Source organism: Aporhodopirellula rubra, from assembly GCF_014192335.1.
GTDB classification, from domain to species: Bacteria; Planctomycetota; Planctomycetia; order Pirellulales; family Pirellulaceae; genus Rhodopirellula; species Rhodopirellula rubra.
The window spans coordinates 122,486-142,730 of record NZ_JACHXU010000022.1; the positions used below are offsets into that span (position 1 = coordinate 122,486).

Genomic DNA, 20,245 nt, shown 5'->3' on the forward strand with positions numbered 1-20,245 from the left:
ATATTTTTAGCGCACCGCTGCGTTGTTGCAATCGACCAACGCTTCGATGCCCAATCTCACCCTTCCCATCATTTTCACGAGGTTATCACCGATGTCCGCAAGCTCCCCTTCATTTTGTGTCGCAAACGACTCTGTCGAGCCCGCCGCCGTGCCAAACCATGTCCTCCCTTCGGGCGACAAAATGCCATCGATCGGTTTGGGAACGTTCGGAAGTGACCATGCCGATCACCAACTCGTCGCCGAAGCAGTCGTGACGGCAGCATCCGTCGGATACCGGCACTTCGATTGTGCCGCCGTTTATGGAAACGAGGCGTATATCGGCGAATCGATCAAAGCGATCACCGACGGTGGCGTCGCTCGCGAGGAGTTGTGGATTAACTCGAAACTGTGGAACGATAAGCATGCCGAAGAGGACGTGATTCCTGCTTGCGAGCAAACTCTTAAAGACCTGCAACTCGATTACCTTGATCTGTATTTCGTTCACTGGCCGTTCCCAAACTTTCACGCCCCCGGTTGTGACATCACTTCGCGAAGCCCCGACGCGAAGCCGTACATCCATGACAACTTCATGAAGACATGGCGACAGATGGAACGACTCGTTGAAATGGGGTTGGTGCGCAACATCGGCACGTCCAACATGACGATTCCGAAGCTGAAACTCGTGCTCCGTGATGCAAAGATCAAACCGGCCGTCAACGAGATGGAACTACACCCACACTTCCAACAACCGGAATTGTTTCAATTCAATATCGACAACGGGATCGTTCCGGTCGGTTTCTCACCCATCGGATCACCCGCCCGCCCGGAAAGGGATCGAACGGCCGCCGATACCGTGGACATCGAAGATCCTGTGATTGTCAAGATTGCCACAGATCATGACGTGCATCCCGCAGTTGTGTGCTTGAAATGGGCGGTCCAACGCGGCCAGATCCCGATCCCGATGTCCACGAAACGGCGGAACATCCTCGCAAACCTCAAAGCCGTGACGGAAGATCCGCTGAGCGATGCTGAGATGCAAGCGATCTCCCAAATCGACAAAAACTGCCGACTAATCAAAGGTCAGGTCTTTCTGTGGAAAGCGGACCAACACTGGGAAGATCTCTGGGACGTCAACGGCGAAGTGACCACGGCGTAGTTTGCTGCCAATCTTTCCATTTCGAAATTTCGATCATCCACCTGCTAAGGAATCCCCACATGTCTGCTATCCCCGAACAAATGACCGGCGTCGTGTTGCCTGGAAACAGCACTGTTGAGATGCGCGAGTACGACGTTCCCGAGCCCGGGAACGGGCAAGTGCTGTTGAAAATGAAAGCCTCGTCTATTTGCGGCAGCGACATTCGCGCGATCTACCGCGAGCACCTCGGCAAGGGGCCCGAAGCGTATCAGGGTGTCATCGCCGGCCACGAACCGAGCGGACAAGTCGTCAAGGTTGGCCCGGGTTGCCGGCAACGCAAGGTTGGCGATCGCGTCGTGATGTATCACATCTCCGGATGCGGCGTTTGCGACGATTGCATGCACGGATATCAAATCAGTTGCAGCAGCGAACAGTATCGCCGTGCTTATGGATGGCAACGCGACGGGGGACACGCCGAATACCTTCTCGCCGATGAACCGGACTGCATTCCGCTACCCGATGAATTGAGCTACGTCGACGGAGCATTCATGGCGTGCGGATTTGGAACCGCATGGGAATGTCTCGATCGCATGAAAGTTTGCGGGAAAGATCGTCTGTTGATTACCGGGCTCGGTCCCGTCGGACTCGCCGCCGCCCAACTCGGGCGTGCTCTTGGTGCTTACGAAATCATCGGACTCGACTTGGCAGACGGACGTTTGAATCTCGCCAAGGACTTGGAATATAAATCGGGTGTCCCCCTCGTCGATCACGTCTTGAAATCGGATGACTCTGCGCTCGACATCATCAAAGACCTGACCGGAGGCAAAGGTGCGGAGGTGTCGATTGACTGCTCTGGTGCCGCGCCCGCTCGCCTGCTCGCACTGCAGGCGACACGCCAGTGGGGACGTTGCGGTTTCGTTGGGGAAGGTGGCAAAGTCGAATTCGACGTCTCGCCGTATCTCATTCACGAACAAATCACTCTTTTCGGTTCGTGGGTGACGTCGCGCAAACACCTTTCAGATTTGGCCCAATTGCTCGCTGTTCGCGGCGTGCACCCGGAATCTACTTGTGGACGCAAACTGCCCATTTCCGAAGCCGCGAAAGCGTACGAGTTGTCCGATCAAGGCCAGGAAGGCAAAGTCTGCATTGTGATGGACTGATTTGCACGCGTGGAATCACTGTAACGATCTTCCCGCTTGCAGCAAACCGAGCGGTTCGGCTCGCCCCGTTTTGATCGCTGGCCAGAGGCCTGCGAGTAGGCACAGCATCAAGGTGAGTGCGAACCCGAACGACAAATGCATCCACGGGATTCGGAACGATGGCGGGCCTGCGAACCAGCCTCCGAATTGGGCCATGCCGACGCCGCACCAGCCCGCGATCAAACCAAACAGGAGGCTGAGCACGCACGCGGCGATGCCGATGAGGATCGTCTCCGCAATCACCAGGCGAACGAGTTGACCGCGAGTGACGCCGACCGAACGCATCACCCCAAATTCCCACGTGCGGGACCTCACCGAAGCAATGATTGTGTTGGCGACCGCGAGAGACATCACGATGAGTGTGATCAATGGCAGATAACTCATGCCCCAAATCATGTCGTCGGCTCGAAGTTGGATCGCTTTTTTGACATTCTCGGTCGTGGTCATTCGCGCGAACGGGCGATACGTTTGCACTTCTCCAACGCCCGCCGCGGTGAACGTACCACCAGCGTGACGCTCGGCAATCGACTGAAACTCGGCTTCAATCTGCTCGTGATCCGCCGTCGGTTGGAAGTTCACCCAGAAAAACTCGGTGCGTGGCAAGTGAAAGTCCTTCTGCACGTCCGATCGGTTGGCAAAGAGCATTGTGCCGGTGCGTACGAAATGGCGTCGAACCCCCGAGAACTTGGACACCCATTGCCATCCGGGTAACGCGACAACGCCAGCGATTTTGTATTCGACTCGCTCGTCGTCTGCTGACGGAGGAATGAAGGTCAGCGAGTCACCGACGCCTAGCCCGGTTGCCATCGCATAGTCCTCCGCGATCACGCAGGCTCCGCCGCCGGCGAGCGATTCGATCGCCGACTCGCGAGTTCCCTCGACGAAGGTCACCGGCAGCATTCCGGACGTGTCCGAAAATGCAAATTGCGGATCAAGACCGCAGATAATAGCGTTGTCTGCCCCGGTACGAAGACGCGATGGTTCACCGGCGACGCCCCAATCCACTTTCGCTTGCTCAATGGCCAGCGGCATTACTTCATCGGAATTGACGCCATCGACCTCACTGATCAGGGATTCGACTTCGGGAGCGATTCCAACGGGATGGAAGGCCACGAGTGCATCAGGCAGCCAATTGCCGGGGGTGAACGGCACCAACATCGAATAGCCCCACGTTTGCGTCGACGCGTACAGTCCTAGCCCAACCGACAGCGCCAACGTCGCGCCGACGGATCGCCACAGGTTGCTCGACAATTGCGTCTTCATCATTCGTGGATCGAGTCGCAAAACGTTCGTCACGATGGGAGCAAACAACCGTTCGCCAAGGACAACGATCGCGGGAGCTAACAAGATCATTCCAACCAACAACATGGGATAGGTGATGAATGAATAGCACCACTTTCTTACGTCGTCATCCATCGGCAATGCAAAGACGACGATCGGAGTCGACACGACGAGAGCCAAACCGATAACCCCGAACATCGCCCAGGAATTCAAACGTCGCGTTGTCGCACGATCCGACATCGCATCGAGTGGGCGTATTCGCATCGCTCGCCAAGCAGGCAACACCGCAGCACCGATCGCGCCGACCATGACCGTCACGCCCGTCAACAGGACACAGCTCCAACCAAGTACTGCGCCGGAGCTAAACAATCCTGGGAGCATACGGCCACCGACGAGCACCATGAGCCATCCGGCAAACAAACCGCCCGTCCAGCCAATCAACGCAAACGCGATGCTCTCGATCGCAATGATGCTCGCGATTTGAGTTCGCGTCAGCGCGATCGCCCGCAGCATGGCGAACTCACGAATGCGTTCGGTCACTCCCATGCTGAGCGTTGAGAAGATGATGGCGATCGCAGCCAACGAAGCCATCCCCGTTGCTGCCCACGCCTGGGATTGCTGCCCGTAGACGCTGCGAGTCGATTCCAACCCCTTTCGAACGGCAAAATAGTCAACCAATTGCATCGGCGGATTGTAGGCGGCGAGTTTCGCTTGCCAAATGTCACGAAACTGGTCAATCGTGACCGTGTCGCGAATCGCAATTTGCAATACCTGCGGTTTGGCGGTGTAGCCGTTGATTTTGCTCGCGACGTCCGGTCGAACGTAGATCGCACTCGCGGCAACGCCCTGGATCATCCCGCTCGGTAAGCTGATATTGACTTGTGCCTTGTCTGTAAGTGTTTGCGGTCTTGGCTCGCGACGCGGCAACAAATCATCGCGTGGCTTTTCGCGGTGTCCGCCTTCCTCGCTTGCGGCTCCTTGACTCCTCCCGCCTCCGCGTCTCCCGCCCCCTGCGCCCCCACGCAGCGACGGCGCTTCTGGGGCCTGTTCGACGATGCCCACCACCGAAAGCCGTAGGCGGTTACCGAACGTGGTGACCTGCAACTCATCTCCGACGTTGACCTGCATCTCTTTCGCGACGTTTTCACCGAGTACGGCCGACATCGATCCCGCGTCATCGTCTAGCCACCTCCCCTCAACCAACTCATAGGGTGCCTCCAGTGCAGGAGTACTGACCAGCGTTGGACCGACCGGTGGTGCTCCGTTGACAGGCGGCCGATCGCCGACGAGCAGCCCGAGCGACGACTCCGACTCGTCCTCGCCCTTGTCGCGTCTGACTTTTGTCGCCGACACGCGAGCGTTGCTAACCGGATTGACTTCCAACACTCCCGCGTCTTGCGACAAGATCGCGATCAGTGAGTCGTCGATTGTCGGAGTCGGAGTACCAGGAGGCCCACCGATGGGCATGATCAAGGCGTCGTATCGTCCCAGGTACTTTCCCGCATTCTCATCGAACTGCGAAACCAAGGCGTCATACCCGCTGACAACCCAAACCACGGCACAGGTCGAAGCGACGATGCCCAACGTGGTGACGATCGCGCGTCCCGGATGCATACGCAATTGTGAGAAGACAAGTCGAGCGAGAAAGCGAAGTTGGTTCATAGGTGGTGGTGCAATGCCAATGAGGAGGCGAGGACGGTAGTGCTGCGAGATGTCGGGACTAATTACGAAAAGCATGCGTGTTTGCTCGCTACGCGCTTCGCGACATGTCGCCGATTGCGATCAAAGATCGTTGGTGTGTTGGGCAGTTCGATTGACGAGTCCGGCGGGTCGATTCGCAAAGGGCTGTGTGAATTCCACTGAAATGGTGATTCACCAACGCGGCTTCGCGGTTGCTGGGAACGCCGATTGCAATAGCTATGCCAACGTCCGATTTGTCAACAACGTTCGGCAAATCAAAGGTGCTCGCTCATGGGAGCGACGCAAGTTCCGCCGTCGATGACGGGAATCCCGTCACGTCGCATTCATGCTGCCGTACCAGTTCGCCGAATCTTTGGCGGCTCTCAACGAAAGTTGAACACTCGACGGCCAAATGTTTGTATCGATCGACAATTCGCTTCGCTGAACCCGTCCCACCTGATTACCTGCTTCCGCCCTCTTGAGAAATTCGCCCGCCGTGCAACGCTTCGACACAACGACACCACTTGTGGTTGACAATGCCCTTAAGACCTACAAACAGGGTGCTTCCACAATCCACGCCCTCGACGGCGTTTCCTTGTCCATCGCCTCCGGTGAATTTGTTGCCGTGATGGGTGCGAGCGGTTCTGGAAAGAGCACTCTGCTGCATGCGATGGCAGGTCTGATCGACATCGATGACGGGCGTGTCGTAATCGCCGGACAGGATTTATCAGAACTCTCCGATGGGGCACTGACTCGATTTCGACGCGATAATCTCGGTATCGTCTTTCAGTCTTACAACCTCATTCCCAGTCTTTCCGCGGAAGACAACATCCGGTTACCCGTTCCTGCTGGGAAAAAGAGTGAACTCGACACCACCGTCAACGACTTACTCGAGCGCCTCGGCATGTCCGCACGTCGCCATCATAAACCCGGTGCTTTGTCAGGAGGCGAGCAACAGCGAATTGCGATTGCCCGTGCATTGATTTGCAACCCTGCGATTCTGCTAGCAGATGAACCGACTGGGAGTCTGGATTCAGTTTCGGGGACGCAAATCTGTGAACTGCTCCGTGCGCTCGCGGACGAACAAGGCCGCTCGATCGTGATGGTGACCCACGAACCTCACGTCGCGATGTGGGCCGACCGCATTTGTGTGTTAAAAGACGGAAGCAATTTAGCCGAACTCAAAACGGATGGGCGTCGTGACCCACAAACCGTCGCCCGGAATTACCAAGAAGCTCTCGGCGCGGAGGCGGTAGCGTGAGCAAGGTTCTCAAACTCGCAATCGCCTTCTTGCGTGAGCGAAAAACACGCACGGTGCTGACCGTCGTGGCAACATCGGCCGCCGTCAGCATGGTGATCTGGGTCACCAGCAGCTACGAAGCACTGCACAAAACGTACGACGAGTACGCGAACCTAGCACTCGGCCGCTATGAACTCGCAATCGCGCCGATCAGCGGTGAGCCTACTGACTATGTGCCACACGAAGCGGTCAATTCGCTAAGAGAGGACGCTGCCGTGAATGCGGTCGATCCGATGTGGGCTGGCCGAATCCCGGTGGTCGAACTCCAAGACGCGCCACTACCGATCGAGCAAACCGCACGTGGGCGAGACTCCGGTTCGGGGTCTCACAGCCCGCTGCCATCACTGATGTTCATCGCCACGGACGCCCCCGAACCGCCGTTTGAAATGGCCGAAGGAGATTGGGTCGGCGGCGAATCGGACGAAGCCCCCAATTCGGAAGACGTTGTCCCCAACATCGTCGTTCGGGCTGATGTTGCCACGCGACGTGGAATTTCACTCGGTGATCAGTTGACGTTGGAATTACCTCGTCCTAACGCATCGGGCGAAACAACGCTCGCCGTCAACGTCGGCGGCATTGTTAACGCGCCGACGTTGCATGGTGCGGGTTCAGCAGGTATCCCGATGCTGACACCGAGTTCTGGTGAAGCGTTCTTGTCCGTGCCACTGATCGAGCGCATCACTGGCGAGCCATTTCAAATCAGCCTACTCGGCGTGGCCGTCGATCCGAAAGCGGACATAACGAAGTTTCGCTTCAGTTGGGGGCCGCGGTTAAGTGACTATTCTGTGCCGTTGCAGTTTCAACAGGCGTTCGAGATTGAAGAGGCTCTCGATCAAGCCTCGGCGGCTCAGAACGTTCGGATGCAGTCTTACGCTGCGACGGGAGTAGCGATGTTGGTTGCGATGCTGGTCATCTTCTGTTCACTCAGCATGGGAGTGACCGAACGGATTCGGCAGTACGCGATCCTCCGTGCCGTCGTGTTAACTCGCAGCCAAGTCGGCTCGTTAATCGTTATCGAAGGGCTCGTTCTCGGAATCGTCGGCTTGGTTGCCGGCATCGCTTTAGGGTGGGGCCTGCTAAAGTTCGTTGAAAGCCTATTCGGCAGTTTGCTGTACCATGGGGTTGGATTCGGCACCAGCAGTTTGGTCCTTGCGACAATCGCGGCGATCGGCGGTGCGTTGTTGGCGTCGATCATTCCGGCGTACCAAGCCACGCGAGTAAAACCGGTTGACGCGATGGCTCCGCGACAAGCCGCCTCCGGCTCTACCTCCCTAACGTGGCCGAGCCTGATCGTGGGGACGATCCTACTTGCGATCGGGCCGCTTCTGTCGTTCGTTTTTCCGCCGAACGAGGAGAAGATTTGGTTTGCCATGGCAGCCAGTTTCGCGAGCATCGCGATTGGATTCGTCGTTCTCGCACCTTCCATTGTTGTCTTGGTCGATCGCTTGTTCGGGCCGTTGTTAGCTCGTGTCTTTAGCGTCGACCCAAAATTGCTCGCCAGCCAAGTCACCAGCAATATTTGGCGCACCGTGGGGGCTTCGGTTTCCATGGCGTTCGGATTGGGCCTATTCGTGGGCATTCAGGTTTGGGGATTCACCATGTTGGAGGCCTTCGTTCCGGGTGATTGGACGCCCGATGCGATCGCGATTCTGGAACCTGGTCTCCCGGTGGAAGAGGTCACCAAAATAGCGGCGTTGCCAGATGTGGATGAATCGCGATGCCTGCCTCTCGTTGTGGAACAACCGCGGCTTGTTGATGACATCACCGGCAGTGCGGCGCGACCGTCCGTCATCCGGCAAGACAACGTGATCATCGTGGGACTCGATCCCCGTGGGGCTTTTTCAGGTCACACACCTTTGCTGCAACTCGACTGGGTCGAAGGGAACGCTGACGAAGCGGTCGCGAAAATGCAGCAAGGACACGCCTGTGTCGTCCCCGATCATTTTCTGGCAGAAACCGGTTTGCGACTGGGTGATACGATCGCGGTTGATCCGCCTCGCAACGCGGGGGCGACGGCCGCTTACACGATCGTGGGTTCGGTCAAGTTGCCAGGTTGGCACTGGCAAACAAAACTGACCGGTTTGCGGCCGCGAACCCATCGCGCCGCGGCACTCATTTTTGCAGACTACGATTCCGTCGCGGATGATTTTGACTTGCCCGTTGCCTCTCACGTTTGGCTTTCGTACGCACACGATTCGGTTGATGACGAGAAGCTCGAGAATTCTATTGCGGGATTGGTTAAATCAGCGCATGGTCCGCGCGCGGCGAGCGACGAGGTGGGCGTCAAGGTCGTCTCGATTGAGAGCATTCGCGATCGACTGCTCAACGGAGCACGTCGATGGTTGTGGATGATTAGCGTGTTGCCGTTGGTGACATTACTGATCGCAAGCATCGGTGTACTGAACGTAATCTTAGCATCGGTTCGTGCGAGGCGATGGGAGTTCGGAGTCCTCCGATCCATTGGCTTCACCAGCAATGAACTCGCTCGAGCGATTCTGGTCGAAGGGTTAATGATTGCGTTGATGGCGGCGGTGCTGAGCATTGGATTTGGGATTTTGACCGGTTGGTGCGGAGCCGAGTTGGCTCAGTACGTCAGCTTCTTTGGTGGCCTTCATCCTCCAATGGTGATCCCTTGGATTCCGATAGTCGGTGGCGCCGTCTTCGTTGGGGTATTGGGCATGCTAACGGCAACCTGGCCCGCAGTTTCGATCCGCAGATCGCGTCCGATGAGTCTGCTGCAATCGGGCACTGATGCTATGTAGCGATCACCACGCTACCTCGACGCCCGCAAACCGCCGGTTTGCGACATTTACGCCCCATCTTGCGAACCACCATCACTACCGTTGACGCCTTGATCCCGTTGTTTTTTTGGGGAATCACCTCCGGCCCAATGCATCAGTCCGTTGGCGAATTCGCCAGACGCTAGAATTTTGCTTACAAGCTCAATCACTTAGGTCTTGGTGCCATGCTTCTACTGTATCCTCAAAGAACACCTTACCTTGTGTTCCGACTAAGCAACGTAGTCGCGGCGAAGTGAGATCATGGGCGTCTCACGAGGCGATACGATGGCGCCCGTTCGTTATTGAAGCAGGTGCATGATGCCATCGGCAAAGCTGTGCCTCCAATAGAAGTAACCGTGGCCGCCTACGAACTCACCGTATGTCACGTCATAACCTTTCGCCTGCAAGACGTCACGCAAGTGCTTGGTGCACTGTAGGATCCCGCTCGGTTCCTCAAATGTTCCCGCTTGCAAGTAGTACCGGACCGGTTGCGACGGCGCCGATACGTATTGGCGTGTCAGCCACTGCGACTCGCTTTCGCCTTTCGTTTCAAACCCGCCGGGTGCCCACCAAAGCGAACCCGATTGGCTAAAGACGTTGCCGAAGAGTTCAGGATGCTTCAGGCCAATAAATACTGAGCAAAGTCCGCCAAAGCTGGCTCCTGCGACGACGGTGCGTTCTCTCGATGCGGTGACGTTTTGTGTCTTTGCCCATGGCATCAACTCTTCGCCAATGAAGCGAGCAAAATCATTGTTGCACGGTAGTTCCGTCGAACGACTCTTCTGGCTCGGGTTGCTGATCATGATCGCGGCGGTGGGAGGAATCTTCCCGGCGGCGACGAGGTTGTCCATGATGATGGGAACACGGACTTCGTCGCGATATTGGTCTCCGTCAAAGGTGACTACGAAAGCCCTTTCCGGATCGTTTGCTTCGTATCCGGCAGACCGATAGACGTGGATATCGCGCGTGTTACCAAGAATCTTGCTCGTCAAACGATGCGTTTCGACGGTGCCTTTGGGGTGACTCGGATAGACCGTCGACCATACCGCTTTGGGTGCGTCGGGCAGTTCAACGATCGAGAACCCTTCATAGTCGTCGATCGGCTCATCGGGTTCGTGCAGCGGATTGAGGGGATCACGCTGCGCGGTCGCTAGGATCGCCCGACGTCGCTGTGTCGATGTGCCTGGGAAATCCGGTACATCGGGCGCCAGTCGGTAGTTGATGCGTGCCGTGTCGGGAACTCGATAACTGTGGTACCAGATGTTGCTGTCGCGGAGTTGTTTCAATTCGTCGTGATCGCCTGACGGGGCACCAAAGATTCGAACGTTCCGCTTGGCGCCGCGCCATAGAAACGTGACCAACACTTCGTCCTCGGGGAGCGACGGTTTGACGTTCGTCGTTTCAATCAACGGAGTACCTTGGGAAACGATTTCGCTCCAGCATTTCGAAATGTCCTCGCCAGCGTCAAGCCGCTTGCGCAGCTCTCTCAATTTCGGACTGGCGACTTCTTCGGCGATTGGCGTTTGATCGGCGAGTGCGAGAACACTATCGAGCTGCAACTTGTAGCCTGTCCCCCTTTGCCCACTCACCTTAAACGAGTACGGACCGCGATCGCTCGCCACAAACATAAAACTCTGCACCGTCCCAATGCTAGACGCCAAACGGCGCAGCTTGGACTGATCGCGGCCCAACAGCCACACCGTGATCTCCTCTCCACGAACGGATCCGCGCACAAAATCGCCGGGCGATAGGTCGATGCGAATGGATTGAGAATCCTCGGCTGAAGATAGCTCGCCGTCATACGCCGCCCCATCGATCGGCTGGATCACACTGACCTCATCCGCGCTACCCGCAAAGGGTGAACAGACGTGGCAAAGGAACAAGATGGCTAAAAGACGCTTCGTCACACTATTCTCCATTTTAAAAACACGAACGTGAGGCGTCGTTCATCTCAACACGCGGAATGCCTGATGCAAACCCCACGGTGGAAATTCAGTCACACGAGATGGGAACTTCGCCGTGGTGCTGCAGATGAGCAGGAACGTCGCGAGCATGTGAATTAGAAACTTCGTGTGTTTTGCCACCGAAATCACCCGCGAGTCAATCACTGAAAGCGCACGTGAAAGGACGCTGGCACAGGTTGTGCTAAGGGACGTGAGCAAATGAGATCGCTGAGATATTAACGAAACAGCCCGCGGGGAACTTGTCCCCTATCCACACTCCGAGTCCGCATCCCTTCATGACTGAATTCCCGCAACGCACGACATCGAAGCAACGCACGATGGCCGCCGTCAATCACGTATCGAAAGTCTATCGCCAAGGCGATCGATCGGTGGCCGCACTGCTGGACGTATGTTTGACCATCGCCGATGGCGAATTTGTGGCCGTTATGGGGGCGAGTGGTTCTGGCAAAAGCACGCTGATGCATTTGATGGCCGGACTGACCCGCCCAACCAACGGGGACGTGACGATCGACGGGCAGAAACTGGAGAGTCTTTCAGATCGCAAGCTCACTCACTTCCGTCGACAGCATGTCGGGCTCGTCTTCCAAGCGTTCAATTTGATCCCGTCACTGACGGCCCGCGACAATATTCTGTTTCCCCTCTTCGCGGCGGGACAAAAGAACATCGACGAGAGCGAACTCGATGACCTCGCCGACCGGCTCGGCATTCGAGACCGATTGACGCATCGTCCCGATTCGCTCAGTGGAGGCGAACAGCAACGGGTCGCGATTGCTCGAGCTCTGATCACCAACCCCGCAGTCATGTTTGCCGACGAACCCACCGGCAGTCTCGATTCCGTTACCGGACAATCCATCTGTGAGCTATCGCGACGGCTATGCGATAACGAGAAGCGGACCATCGTGATCGTAACCCACGAACCGAGCGTTGCCGCGTGGGCCGATCGCGTGATCGTTCTGAAAGACGGCAAAGTACTCAACGAATTCGCGACCGCGGACCACGGTGACGCTCAATCTCTCGCCACTCACTACCACCGCCTGGTCGGTCCTCGGGAACCGGCTATCGCCTAACCCGCCCCTGCTGTCGGTCTCCCCGCCGCCCCCGCAACAAACGCTCAAAACTCTACATTTTTTGACAAGCCACCCTTGTACCGGACCGCCTTCAATCGCATAATGCGAATGATTCTCAGCAGCAACAGTGCTGCATCGACGAAGCAAGCAACGGGTATTCACGCCCTCTAGCCAGCCACGCTCGGTCCGTCTCCCAGTTAGTTTTCGCCGCGTCGGCGAATGGACTGCTTTCTGGGACAGTTCCATTTCTCGTGTGCCATTTGGCTGGAAATACCCATGTCCTTTCTGTCTCGACCTCGACACGCCCATTCGGTTGCAGCGTGTCACTCTCTCGCTTCTCGTCGCTCGGTTTCGCCGACTCAACTTCGTCGCGGATTCACACTCGTTGAACTCCTCGTGGTGATCGCGATCATCGGTGTGCTCGTGGGACTGCTGTTACCGGCTGTTCAATCCGCCCGTGAGGCCGCTCGCTCGATGCAGTGCAGCAACAATCTGAAACAAATCGGATTGGCGTTACACAACTACGCATCGGCCTACAACGGTGCGTTCCCCAACAACGGCTACTCATGGCCTGGCGGTTACCCGAGCGACTATTCACCGTTTGCGAAGGTGCTGCCGTTTATTGAGCAAGCACAACTTCAAGACCTGATCGACTTTGATATCTACATGGGGCACCCCGCCCTCGCTGATCTTCCCGTCGGGTTGCACGAAGCCGCCAGTACCCGTGTTGCCGCCTACGAATGTCCGAGCGACATCAATGCCGCCTTGCACGGTCTAGAAATGCCATCGGGAGCGTCCATCCAAATCGCAGGGACAAGCTATGCAATGAACCAGGGCAGCGGCCTCGACGGCGTCTTCCACCCAGGAAACGGCACACCATCGGACGGACTCTGCTGGATCGGTGCCAAAGTCGGTTTCCGCGACGTGTTGGATGGAACGAGCAACACAATCGCGTTTGCAGAAACATTGATTGGTGGCGGGATTTCACAAGCAACCCCAACACCGACCATGGATCCAGCGTTTTACCGTGCAGCCTCAAGTACTGTGGACGACACCGTTGCCGCCCTCGCCGATACCGGAGACATCAACTCGGTCTCGACCTACATCACATCGTGGACCGGCGATCGCAACCACTACTGGTTGCGAGGCAGTGTGCCGAGCGGTCCGGTCATCAACGGCCGGATGACGCCCAACAATGCGATTCCCGACATGGTGCGTGGCTCGTCCAAGTTGTCTGCGGCCCGCAGTAATCACACGGGCCTCGTCAAAGTTTGCTTGGTTGACGGAAGCGTTCGTAACGTTACCGACTCGATCGATCGCGACGTCTGGCACGCCAGTTGGACACGCTACGGTCGCGAAGTCAAAACGGTATCGTCGGAATAACATCCGCTTCCCGCGACTCGCCCATGTCATCCAACCCATCCGATGAAGCACACGCCGCCGAGCGAGGTCCCCAAAGACCTCGCAAATGGGGGCGCCAACTCATTGCGTGGCATTGGATCAGTTCCGCGATCAGTCTCGTCGGCATGTTGCTGTTTGCGATCACCGGGATCACGCTGAATCACGCTTCGCAGATCGAGACCAAACCGGAAACTCGTACGATAATGGCTGAGATGCCATCAGAGTTACTCGAGATTCTCGGCCAGCACGTGCACGACGATGACGCACCGCTGCCGATCGAAGTGGCCAATTGGCTCACTGAGCAAACTTCATTTTCGATCGGCCAGCGTGATGCCGAATGGTCTGAGGACGAGGTCTATCTCTCGATGCCCGGGCCAGGACGCGACGCGTGGTTGGCTATTGATCGCGAAACCGGCGAATTCGAATTCGAAGAAACACAACGTGGGCTTATCTCCTATCTCAACGATCTACACAAAGGCCGCAACACCGGGCCAGCCTGGCGATGGACTCTTGACTTGTTCGCCATCGCCACGTTGGTGTTTTGTTTGACCGGGTTGTTGTTACTGATTCAACACGCTCGCCGTCGACGGATGACGTGGCCGCTCGTGGGACTGGGGTTCGTCGCTCCATTCCTCATTGCCATCCTACTGATTCACTAACTCAAAAGTTTCAAAACATGAACCATCTGTACCATCTCGTACTCGCGATCGTTAGCACGGCGTGGACGACCATCGCGTTCGCTGACAAACCGAACAAGTCGTTTCATGTCACGATCGAAATTCCGAAGATGAACGTTTCGGAATATCACCGCCCTTACGTGGCGTCCTGGATTCAAGATGAAAACCGCAAGGCCGTGGCGAACCTCGCCGTTTGGTACCAAATGAAGGACTCGAAAGAGGGCGCCGGTACGAAATGGTTGCCTGATCTGCGGCAATGGTGGCGACGTTCAGGACGTAGTCTCGAGATGCCCGTCGATGGCGTCTCCGGCGCGTCCCGTCCGGCCGGCAAACATTCACTTTCGTTCGCACTCAATGACCCACGTTTGGCTGACATGCCTTCGGGAAAATACATTCTTTTCGTCGAAGCGGCACGTGAAGTCGGTGGCCGAGAAGTTCTCGAGATCGCTTTTGAATGGCCTATCACGAAAGACTTCTCGACGAAGGTCGCCGGCGAAGAAGAACTCGGTGAAGTCTCACTGAAACTGCATCCCGCAGAATGAGACGAATTGTTTTGGCTCACGTTCTCTGTCAACCACTCAACCTCGATCTCAATCACGTTTCCCCCTAACAAAGAAGAAGTATCCCAATGAATCGCTATTTAGTTGTCACTTTGCTCGCTTGTCTTCTGACCCCCGTTACCGGGTTCGCACACAAAGTTTGGCTGCGCCCCTCGCAAACGGTCCTTTCCGGAGCCGAACCCTGGGTGACGGTCGACGCGGCAGTGTCGAATGACCTGTTCTACTTCAATCACTTTCCTCTCTCGATTGAGAACTTGCAAATCGTAGCGCCGAACGGAAGCCTCGTGGAAGCTCAGAATCAACACAAAGGCAAGTACCGCAGCGTATTCGACTTGCCACTGCAGCAACGCGGCACCTATCGCATCGCGGTGGTTAGCGATGGTGTCTTCGCGAGCTACGAAGCCGATGGTGAGCGTCGTCGTTGGCGAGGAAAGGCCGAGGACATCGCAACGGAAATCCCTTCCGACGCGACTAACTTGCAAGTGACCGAAAACATCATGCGAGTCGAGACTTTTGTCACCAACGGTGGCCCATCGACCGAATCGCTCGCACCAACGGGCAGGGGAATCGAATTGAAACCTGTCACCCACCCCAACGATCTTTACGCGGGTGAAACCGCTGAGTTTCAATTGATCGTCAACGGAAAGCCAGCCGCAGACATGAAGGTAGCAGTCATTCAAGGCGGAACTCGATATCGCAACACTCAAGATGAAACCGAAGTCGTCACAGATGCCGATGGCAAAATTTCAATTACCTGGAACTCGCCAGGAATGTACTGGATCTCGACCAGCACTTCGGACTCGGACACCAGTATTCCACAAGCAACGAGCCGACGGCTGAGCTACACAGCAACGCTTGAGGTGTTGCCGCAGTAGTGGCTATTGGTTCACGATTAGTGAGTTCGCAATCAATGACTTCCCAACGGAAACTCGACCTCGTAAGCGTGGTCACGATCGCTTGTCTGCTGATCGTGGCTGCGCTGCTGCTTTGGTGGACACCCGGCGATTGGTGGATTGCCACGCCACGGGCCAGCCATTGGGTCTCGGCGGTCATGACCATGGTTACGTATCTTGTTCTTTGCGTCTGGATCGCGTGGATTCCATCACGTGGTCCATCCGTGAAGCAAACAAGTTATGACGACAACGCGGCAAATTCATTGGAAGAGGATACGCCGAGCGATGTTCATAACGATGCCAAGGTTGTCGTGCTCTATGCCAGTCAAACGGGAACGGCGGAAGAGTTGGCGATTGAGACCGCGACGAGGTTAACCGAGAACAACATTCATAGTGAGATCACCGCGATCGACGAACTCCACGAACGTCGATGGTGCGGTGAAGAGACGTTTCTCATCATCGCGAGCACTGCGGGACAGGGGGAACCGCCGGATCACGCGTTTGAGTTTGCCGAGGAACTGATGAACCGTTCGATCGACATGACGTCGTTACGCTACGGAATCCTCGCGCTCGGTGACAGCGACTACGAAGAATACTGTGCATTTGGCCGCCAAATCAACGAATGGCTGACGAAGTGTGGAGCACAACCGCTCTTCGACATTATCGAAGTCGATGACGGCGACCGTGTCTCGATCGAGCAATGGGAATCGCAGGTCGATAAGATCACCATCGGACGCGGGGATATCCGCGAAACAACTCGGCTCAATGCCGTCGCAGGACCTCCGCTGCATGACATGCAGAGAAAGATGCGCGACAGCGTTTCACTCTAAAACCGAAGTCATCCGAATCCGTAATGACTTCGGCAATACAAAACGCCTTCGCCATTCAGTTCAACAGGCGCCGTGTTTAATTTGCGACCGAAGCGAGAAGCGGCAAACGCTCCTGGGTGGAAACCACCACACCGCCCGGTTTTTCGATCGTGATTGCAAACGCGGCCGGATCGAGCACTTTCAATTTGGCATCAATCGGCACGATCACTTCACCGGCCGCGGTGACGTCAAACACGCCGCCGTCGATCGGTTCATCATCTCGGGCCGGGTCAATGATCCACAACTGATATTGCTCTTTGGTCGGATCGTTGATCGGCATGTCAACGAAACGCATAAAGCCTTTCTGCTCCGTCGTGCTCCACACAACGTCTCCCGCAACAGGCGTTTCGAAGGGCGTCGTTCCCGGAGCCCATTGGACAGCGATATGATCTTCGGTCGCTTTCAGGTTCGCTCGTTCTTTGCCGAAATCCATCGCAACGATCGCGTCGCCCGGACCGTTGCCACCGCTTCTTTCGCGGAGAGCCCACGTGCCAAAGGCAAATAGGATCGAGGCTGCAGCGGCCAACCAAGCGACACGCTCACGCAGCGGAATGGTTGCATGCGGTTGCTGGTCGGACGCGAGTTCAACGCCTGCTGAATTGCTATTCGCGTCGGGGATATATTTCACCGCATCGAGTGCAACGCGGCGTCGGAGGTGATCCGGCATCGCGTCATCTTCAGCGCCGGCCAATGCTAAATCCAGTGCGGCCGCGGTACGCATCAACTCGGCGGATGAATCCGGACGACCGCTCGCAAACTCTTGGTCGAGCCGCTCGAGTTCGCTCGTGTCCAGATCACCGATTGCCTCACCGGCCAACAATTCTTCCCACTCCGACGGCGGTAACGATGATGAGTTCATGATCGACTCCCCGTGGGTGCAACGTTTGCCGATGGCCCGCTGGCAACAAGGCCGGCGGCATCGACCGCATCCGCACTAAGTCGCATGCAATCTCTGAGTTGGATGAGACCACGACGGGCATACGATTTAACCGTTCCCAGTGGCAGTGATAACTTGCCGGCGATCGATGCGTGCGATGCACCATGATGCACGGACAACGTGAGGACTTGTTGTTGAGTCGGGGACAACTTCCCAAGGCACTCTTTCGCCTGAGCGGCCTCTTCTCCACGTACCAAGATCTCCTCGGTACCATGATCCGCATTCGCGTCGACAGGTTCGACGCTGATCGTTTCCATCACGGGTGTTCTGGACTGTTTTCGTCTCCGATCGATCAATCTCCTACGAGCGATCATTGCGACAAACGTCGCCTCTCCGGCAACCGCCGGGTCAAAACGCCCGGCCTGTTGCCACAGTTCGACAAAGATGTCCTGAACCGCGTCCTCGGCGTCGTCCACGTTGCCGACCCATCGCTTCGCCAACGACCAAACCAAACCACCGTAGCGGTCTAAGCAGTCGTCGACAGCGGTGCGATCGCCAGAAGCGATACGCGTCAAAACCGATTCAGTCACAAGGTCATTTCCGGAGAGAGATCGAAAATCCAGTCGTTGCAGAACTCTACTTCGACGCCAACTGAGCGTACATCTGATCCATGCCGCGTCGCAGAGTCCACGCTCGTGTCGTGGGGCAATGCTGCGTCCGGGCATTTTCCATGACGCTGGTCAAGTGATGTTGGAGCGTCGGTTCGAGGTCCGCATCCATCAAGGTATGCATCGTCTGAGTATAGAGGTCTGCACAGGCCTCGTGGTGTCCCGCGTTGAACAACTGCGAACCTTGAGCAATCGCACCATGGATGATTCCCTGCGCGTTGGCTCCCTTGGCAGGCGGCATCAACACCGAGTCGATGACGTGAATCACGCCGTTTGAGCTGTCGATGTCCGTGGAGACCAGGCCGGCGTTATTGATCGTCGCACCGGAGTCACCGACGTTCACCGTCAGCGACGAACCTTGCAGCGTTTTGGCGGTCTTCGCAGCCACCGCGTCACTCGAATAGACCCGGCCCGACACGACGTGGTAGGTCAGGATGTCGATCAGCTTTTGTTTGTTCTCTGGCTTCAGGAGCGACTCAACCGTTCCCTCAGGCAGCTTCGCAAACGCCTCGTCGGTCGGTGCAAACACCGTGAACGGCCCATCGCCGGAGAGCGTTTCGACCAAACCAGCCGCCTTCACGGCAGCGACGAGGGTCTTGAACGATCCAGCTCCTACCGCCGTTTCGACAATGTTCTTGTCTGCCGGCAAGATCACTGAATCGATGACGTGAATGACTCCGTTGTCGCAGTCGATGTCCGTCTTCACAACCGTGGCTCCATCGATCATGACGGTCGATCCGTCGACTTTGACGTCGACTTGTTGTCCCTGGACCGTCTCGGCTCCCGTCACCGAAACCACGTCCGCAGCCATCACTTTGCCCGGCACGACGTGATAGGCCAAGATCCCCGCGAGCTTTGCTTTGTTCTCTGGTTTCAGCAGCGTTTCCACGGTGCCTTCAGGTAGTTTTGCGAACGCATCATCCGTTGGCGCGAAAACGGTCAGCGGTCCGTCACCCTTGAGCGTGTCGACCAATCCGGCGGCCTTCGCTGCAGCGACCAGGGTTTGAAATGATCCCGCGCCAACGGCCGTGTCGACGATATCGGCGGCGTGAGTGTTGACGACGGTCGCGGCGGCAATGGCTGCGGTCAAGCAGTAGCGTTTGAAAGTGTTCATGTTTCCGGTGCTCAATGTCTTTTGGTTAGATTCGAAATACGGTCCTTCGCTCTCGTGAACGAAGGGACTGGCCCAGTCGTGTACGTATTCGTGGACATGGAGCAAACGGATGCAAGATTTTGAAATCTTTTCTTGGAAACTCGTTTTCTCATCCGTGCAGATGCAATTTGCAAACGAAAGACGGACTTAAAACGGATAACCGACAATAGGATCGCCAATCGAGCCTTCGGCGGATGGGGTTTGCACCGACGGGTGCGCCGCCTTGCTCCAATTATCGTGAAAAAACCGAGGCATGATCGGCCGATGCATGGTCATCAAACTGCCTCGCCGCGTCTTCGCCCCAAGCCTCCTTACCGATGAGCCCCCCCTTCGATGAACACTTCAATCGAACTGCGTTTGCTCGGATCGGCTGAACTCGATTCAAAAACGCTGAATTCACTTACTGGAACGTCGCACTAGCAATCGCGAAGAAGCCCGCCCAAACGGTTGCGTCCTTCTTGACGAGTGATACAGGCTGCCTCATCGCTACTGTATGGGACGTCCCATGAAGACGCACGATTGTCGGCGCCCCCAAGTAATCCATTTCGTTGGCAGACATCCTTTTTGAATCTAGAGAGGCCAAAACGTTGGGCTCAGTGTCCTAGATTCGGCTACCTTCTTTAAGGAAGCAAAGCAACTTCGATAAGAAGCGAATCAATGCGTCTGGCACGAATGGCACAGTCATTGACATATCTACTTTGTTTCAAACAAGTTGTCTCCAGCAGCGAGTCTTGCTCGTAGGACCTCGCGGGGTTGCATCAT

14 protein-coding genes and 2 pseudogenes are annotated in these 20,245 nt (G+C 56.4%); 10 read left to right on the forward strand and 6 right to left on the reverse strand.

What is annotated here, in order from left to right; translation table 11 throughout:
• Positions 1-91 precede the first annotated feature (91 nt).
• Entirely contained in the window at positions 92-1,135 is a 1,044-nt protein-coding gene (locus tag FHS27_RS24135; protein ID WP_246420775.1) for an aldo/keto reductase, read from the forward strand.
• Between the two features lie 59 nt (positions 1,136-1,194).
• Positions 1,195-2,274: a zinc-dependent alcohol dehydrogenase family protein gene (locus FHS27_RS24140; protein WP_184307832.1), complete on the forward strand. Its 1,080-nt coding sequence runs from the start codon at positions 1,195-1,197 to the stop codon at positions 2,272-2,274.
• A 15-nt stretch (positions 2,275-2,289) separates the two neighbouring features.
• Here FHS27_RS24140 and FHS27_RS24145 read toward each other — a convergent pair whose 3' ends face one another.
• The gene (locus FHS27_RS24145) at positions 2,290-5,256 is read right to left on the reverse strand and encodes an ABC transporter permease (RefSeq protein ID WP_184307835.1); all 2,967 of its coding nucleotides are present in this window, start codon (positions 5,254-5,256) and stop codon (positions 2,290-2,292) included.
• Positions 5,257-5,770: 514 nt separating this feature from the next.
• Between FHS27_RS24145 and FHS27_RS24150 the strand changes: the two genes are divergently transcribed.
• Together FHS27_RS24150 and FHS27_RS24155 are read left to right on the forward strand one after the other, a co-directional pair.
• On the forward strand, positions 5,771-6,535 hold the full coding sequence (locus FHS27_RS24150; protein WP_184307837.1) for an ABC transporter ATP-binding protein: 765 nt from the start codon (positions 5,771-5,773) through the stop codon (positions 6,533-6,535).
• On the forward strand, positions 6,532-9,336 hold the full coding sequence (locus FHS27_RS24155; protein WP_184307839.1) for an FtsX-like permease family protein: 2,805 nt from the start codon (positions 6,532-6,534) through the stop codon (positions 9,334-9,336). The genes FHS27_RS24150 and FHS27_RS24155 overlap by 4 nt, the downstream gene beginning before the upstream one ends.
• A gap of 317 nt (positions 9,337-9,653) precedes the next feature.
• Here FHS27_RS24155 and FHS27_RS24160 read toward each other — a convergent pair whose 3' ends face one another.
• Positions 9,654-11,261 carry an esterase family protein gene (locus tag FHS27_RS24160; RefSeq protein WP_315854675.1) on the reverse strand — a complete coding sequence of 536 codons (1,608 nt, stop codon included), beginning with the start codon at positions 11,259-11,261 and terminating at the stop codon, positions 9,654-9,656.
• A gap of 332 nt (positions 11,262-11,593) precedes the next feature.
• Between FHS27_RS24160 and FHS27_RS24165 the strand changes: the two genes are divergently transcribed.
• From FHS27_RS24165 to FHS27_RS24190, 6 genes are all read left to right on the forward strand, one after another.
• A complete protein-coding gene (locus FHS27_RS24165; RefSeq protein WP_246420778.1) occupies positions 11,594-12,385 on the forward strand; it encodes an ABC transporter ATP-binding protein in 792 nt (263 codons plus the stop codon).
• Between the two features lie 276 nt (positions 12,386-12,661).
• On the forward strand, positions 12,662-13,768 hold the full coding sequence (locus FHS27_RS24170) for a DUF1559 domain-containing protein (protein WP_184307842.1): 1,107 nt from the start codon (positions 12,662-12,664) through the stop codon (positions 13,766-13,768).
• Between the two features lie 23 nt (positions 13,769-13,791).
• Positions 13,792-14,445, forward strand: coding sequence for a PepSY-associated TM helix domain-containing protein (locus FHS27_RS24175; RefSeq protein WP_184307844.1), 654 nt, complete (start codon positions 13,792-13,794; stop codon positions 14,443-14,445).
• 17 nt (positions 14,446-14,462) lie between these two features.
• Positions 14,463-15,005 carry a DUF2271 domain-containing protein gene (locus tag FHS27_RS24180; RefSeq protein WP_184307847.1) on the forward strand — a complete coding sequence of 181 codons (543 nt, stop codon included), beginning with the start codon at positions 14,463-14,465 and terminating at the stop codon, positions 15,003-15,005.
• An 86-nt stretch (positions 15,006-15,091) separates the two neighbouring features.
• Positions 15,092-15,898, forward strand: coding sequence for a DUF4198 domain-containing protein (locus tag FHS27_RS24185; RefSeq protein WP_184307850.1), 807 nt, complete (start codon positions 15,092-15,094; stop codon positions 15,896-15,898).
• 35 nt (positions 15,899-15,933) lie between these two features.
• Positions 15,934-16,746: a flavodoxin domain-containing protein gene (locus FHS27_RS24190; protein ID WP_184307853.1), complete on the forward strand. Its 813-nt coding sequence runs from the start codon at positions 15,934-15,936 to the stop codon at positions 16,744-16,746.
• A 76-nt stretch (positions 16,747-16,822) separates the two neighbouring features.
• Here the strand turns inward: FHS27_RS24190 and FHS27_RS24195 are convergent, their stop codons facing one another.
• The 4 genes and pseudogenes from FHS27_RS24195 to FHS27_RS31730 form a co-directional block, all read right to left on the reverse strand.
• Complete coding sequence (locus tag FHS27_RS24195) at positions 16,823-17,644, reverse strand: anti-sigma factor (RefSeq protein WP_184307856.1); 822 nt, start codon at positions 17,642-17,644, stop codon at positions 16,823-16,825.
• Positions 17,641-18,252, reverse strand: coding sequence for an RNA polymerase sigma factor (locus tag FHS27_RS24200; protein ID WP_184307858.1), 612 nt, complete (start codon positions 18,250-18,252; stop codon positions 17,641-17,643). Before FHS27_RS24200 ends, FHS27_RS24195 begins: the two co-directional genes overlap by 4 nt.
• A 313-nt stretch (positions 18,253-18,565) precedes the next feature.
• A pseudogene (locus FHS27_RS31725) lies at positions 18,566-19,003 on the reverse strand (fasciclin domain-containing protein); the annotation flags it as partial.
• Positions 18,986-19,444, reverse strand: a pseudogene (locus FHS27_RS31730) (fasciclin domain-containing protein); the annotation flags it as partial. The pseudogenes FHS27_RS31725 and FHS27_RS31730, both read right to left, overlap by 18 nt.
• Positions 19,445-20,245: the final 801 nt, after the last annotated feature.

Coding starts and splice junctions, on each gene's coding strand:
- FHS27_RS24135 (WP_246420775.1), top strand. CDS start 92: ATGTCCGCAAGCTCCCCTTCATTTTGTGTCGCAAACGACTCTGTCGAG.
- FHS27_RS24170 (WP_184307842.1), top strand. CDS start 12,662: ATGTCCTTTCTGTCTCGACCTCGACACGCCCATTCGGTTGCAGCGTGT.
- FHS27_RS24140 (WP_184307832.1), top strand. CDS start 1,195: ATGTCTGCTATCCCCGAACAAATGACCGGCGTCGTGTTGCCTGGAAAC.
- FHS27_RS24175 (WP_184307844.1), top strand. CDS start 13,792: ATGTCATCCAACCCATCCGATGAAGCACACGCCGCCGAGCGAGGTCCC.
- FHS27_RS24190 (WP_184307853.1), top strand. CDS start 15,934: ATGACTTCCCAACGGAAACTCGACCTCGTAAGCGTGGTCACGATCGCT.
- FHS27_RS24185 (WP_184307850.1), top strand. CDS start 15,092: ATGAATCGCTATTTAGTTGTCACTTTGCTCGCTTGTCTTCTGACCCCC.
- FHS27_RS24145 (WP_184307835.1), bottom strand. CDS start 5,256: ATGAACCAACTTCGCTTTCTCGCTCGACTTGTCTTCTCACAATTGCGT.
- FHS27_RS24165 (WP_246420778.1), top strand. CDS start 11,594: ATGACTGAATTCCCGCAACGCACGACATCGAAGCAACGCACGATGGCC.
- FHS27_RS24195 (WP_184307856.1), bottom strand. CDS start 17,644: ATGAACTCATCATCGTTACCGCCGTCGGAGTGGGAAGAATTGTTGGCC.
- FHS27_RS24180 (WP_184307847.1), top strand. CDS start 14,463: ATGAACCATCTGTACCATCTCGTACTCGCGATCGTTAGCACGGCGTGG.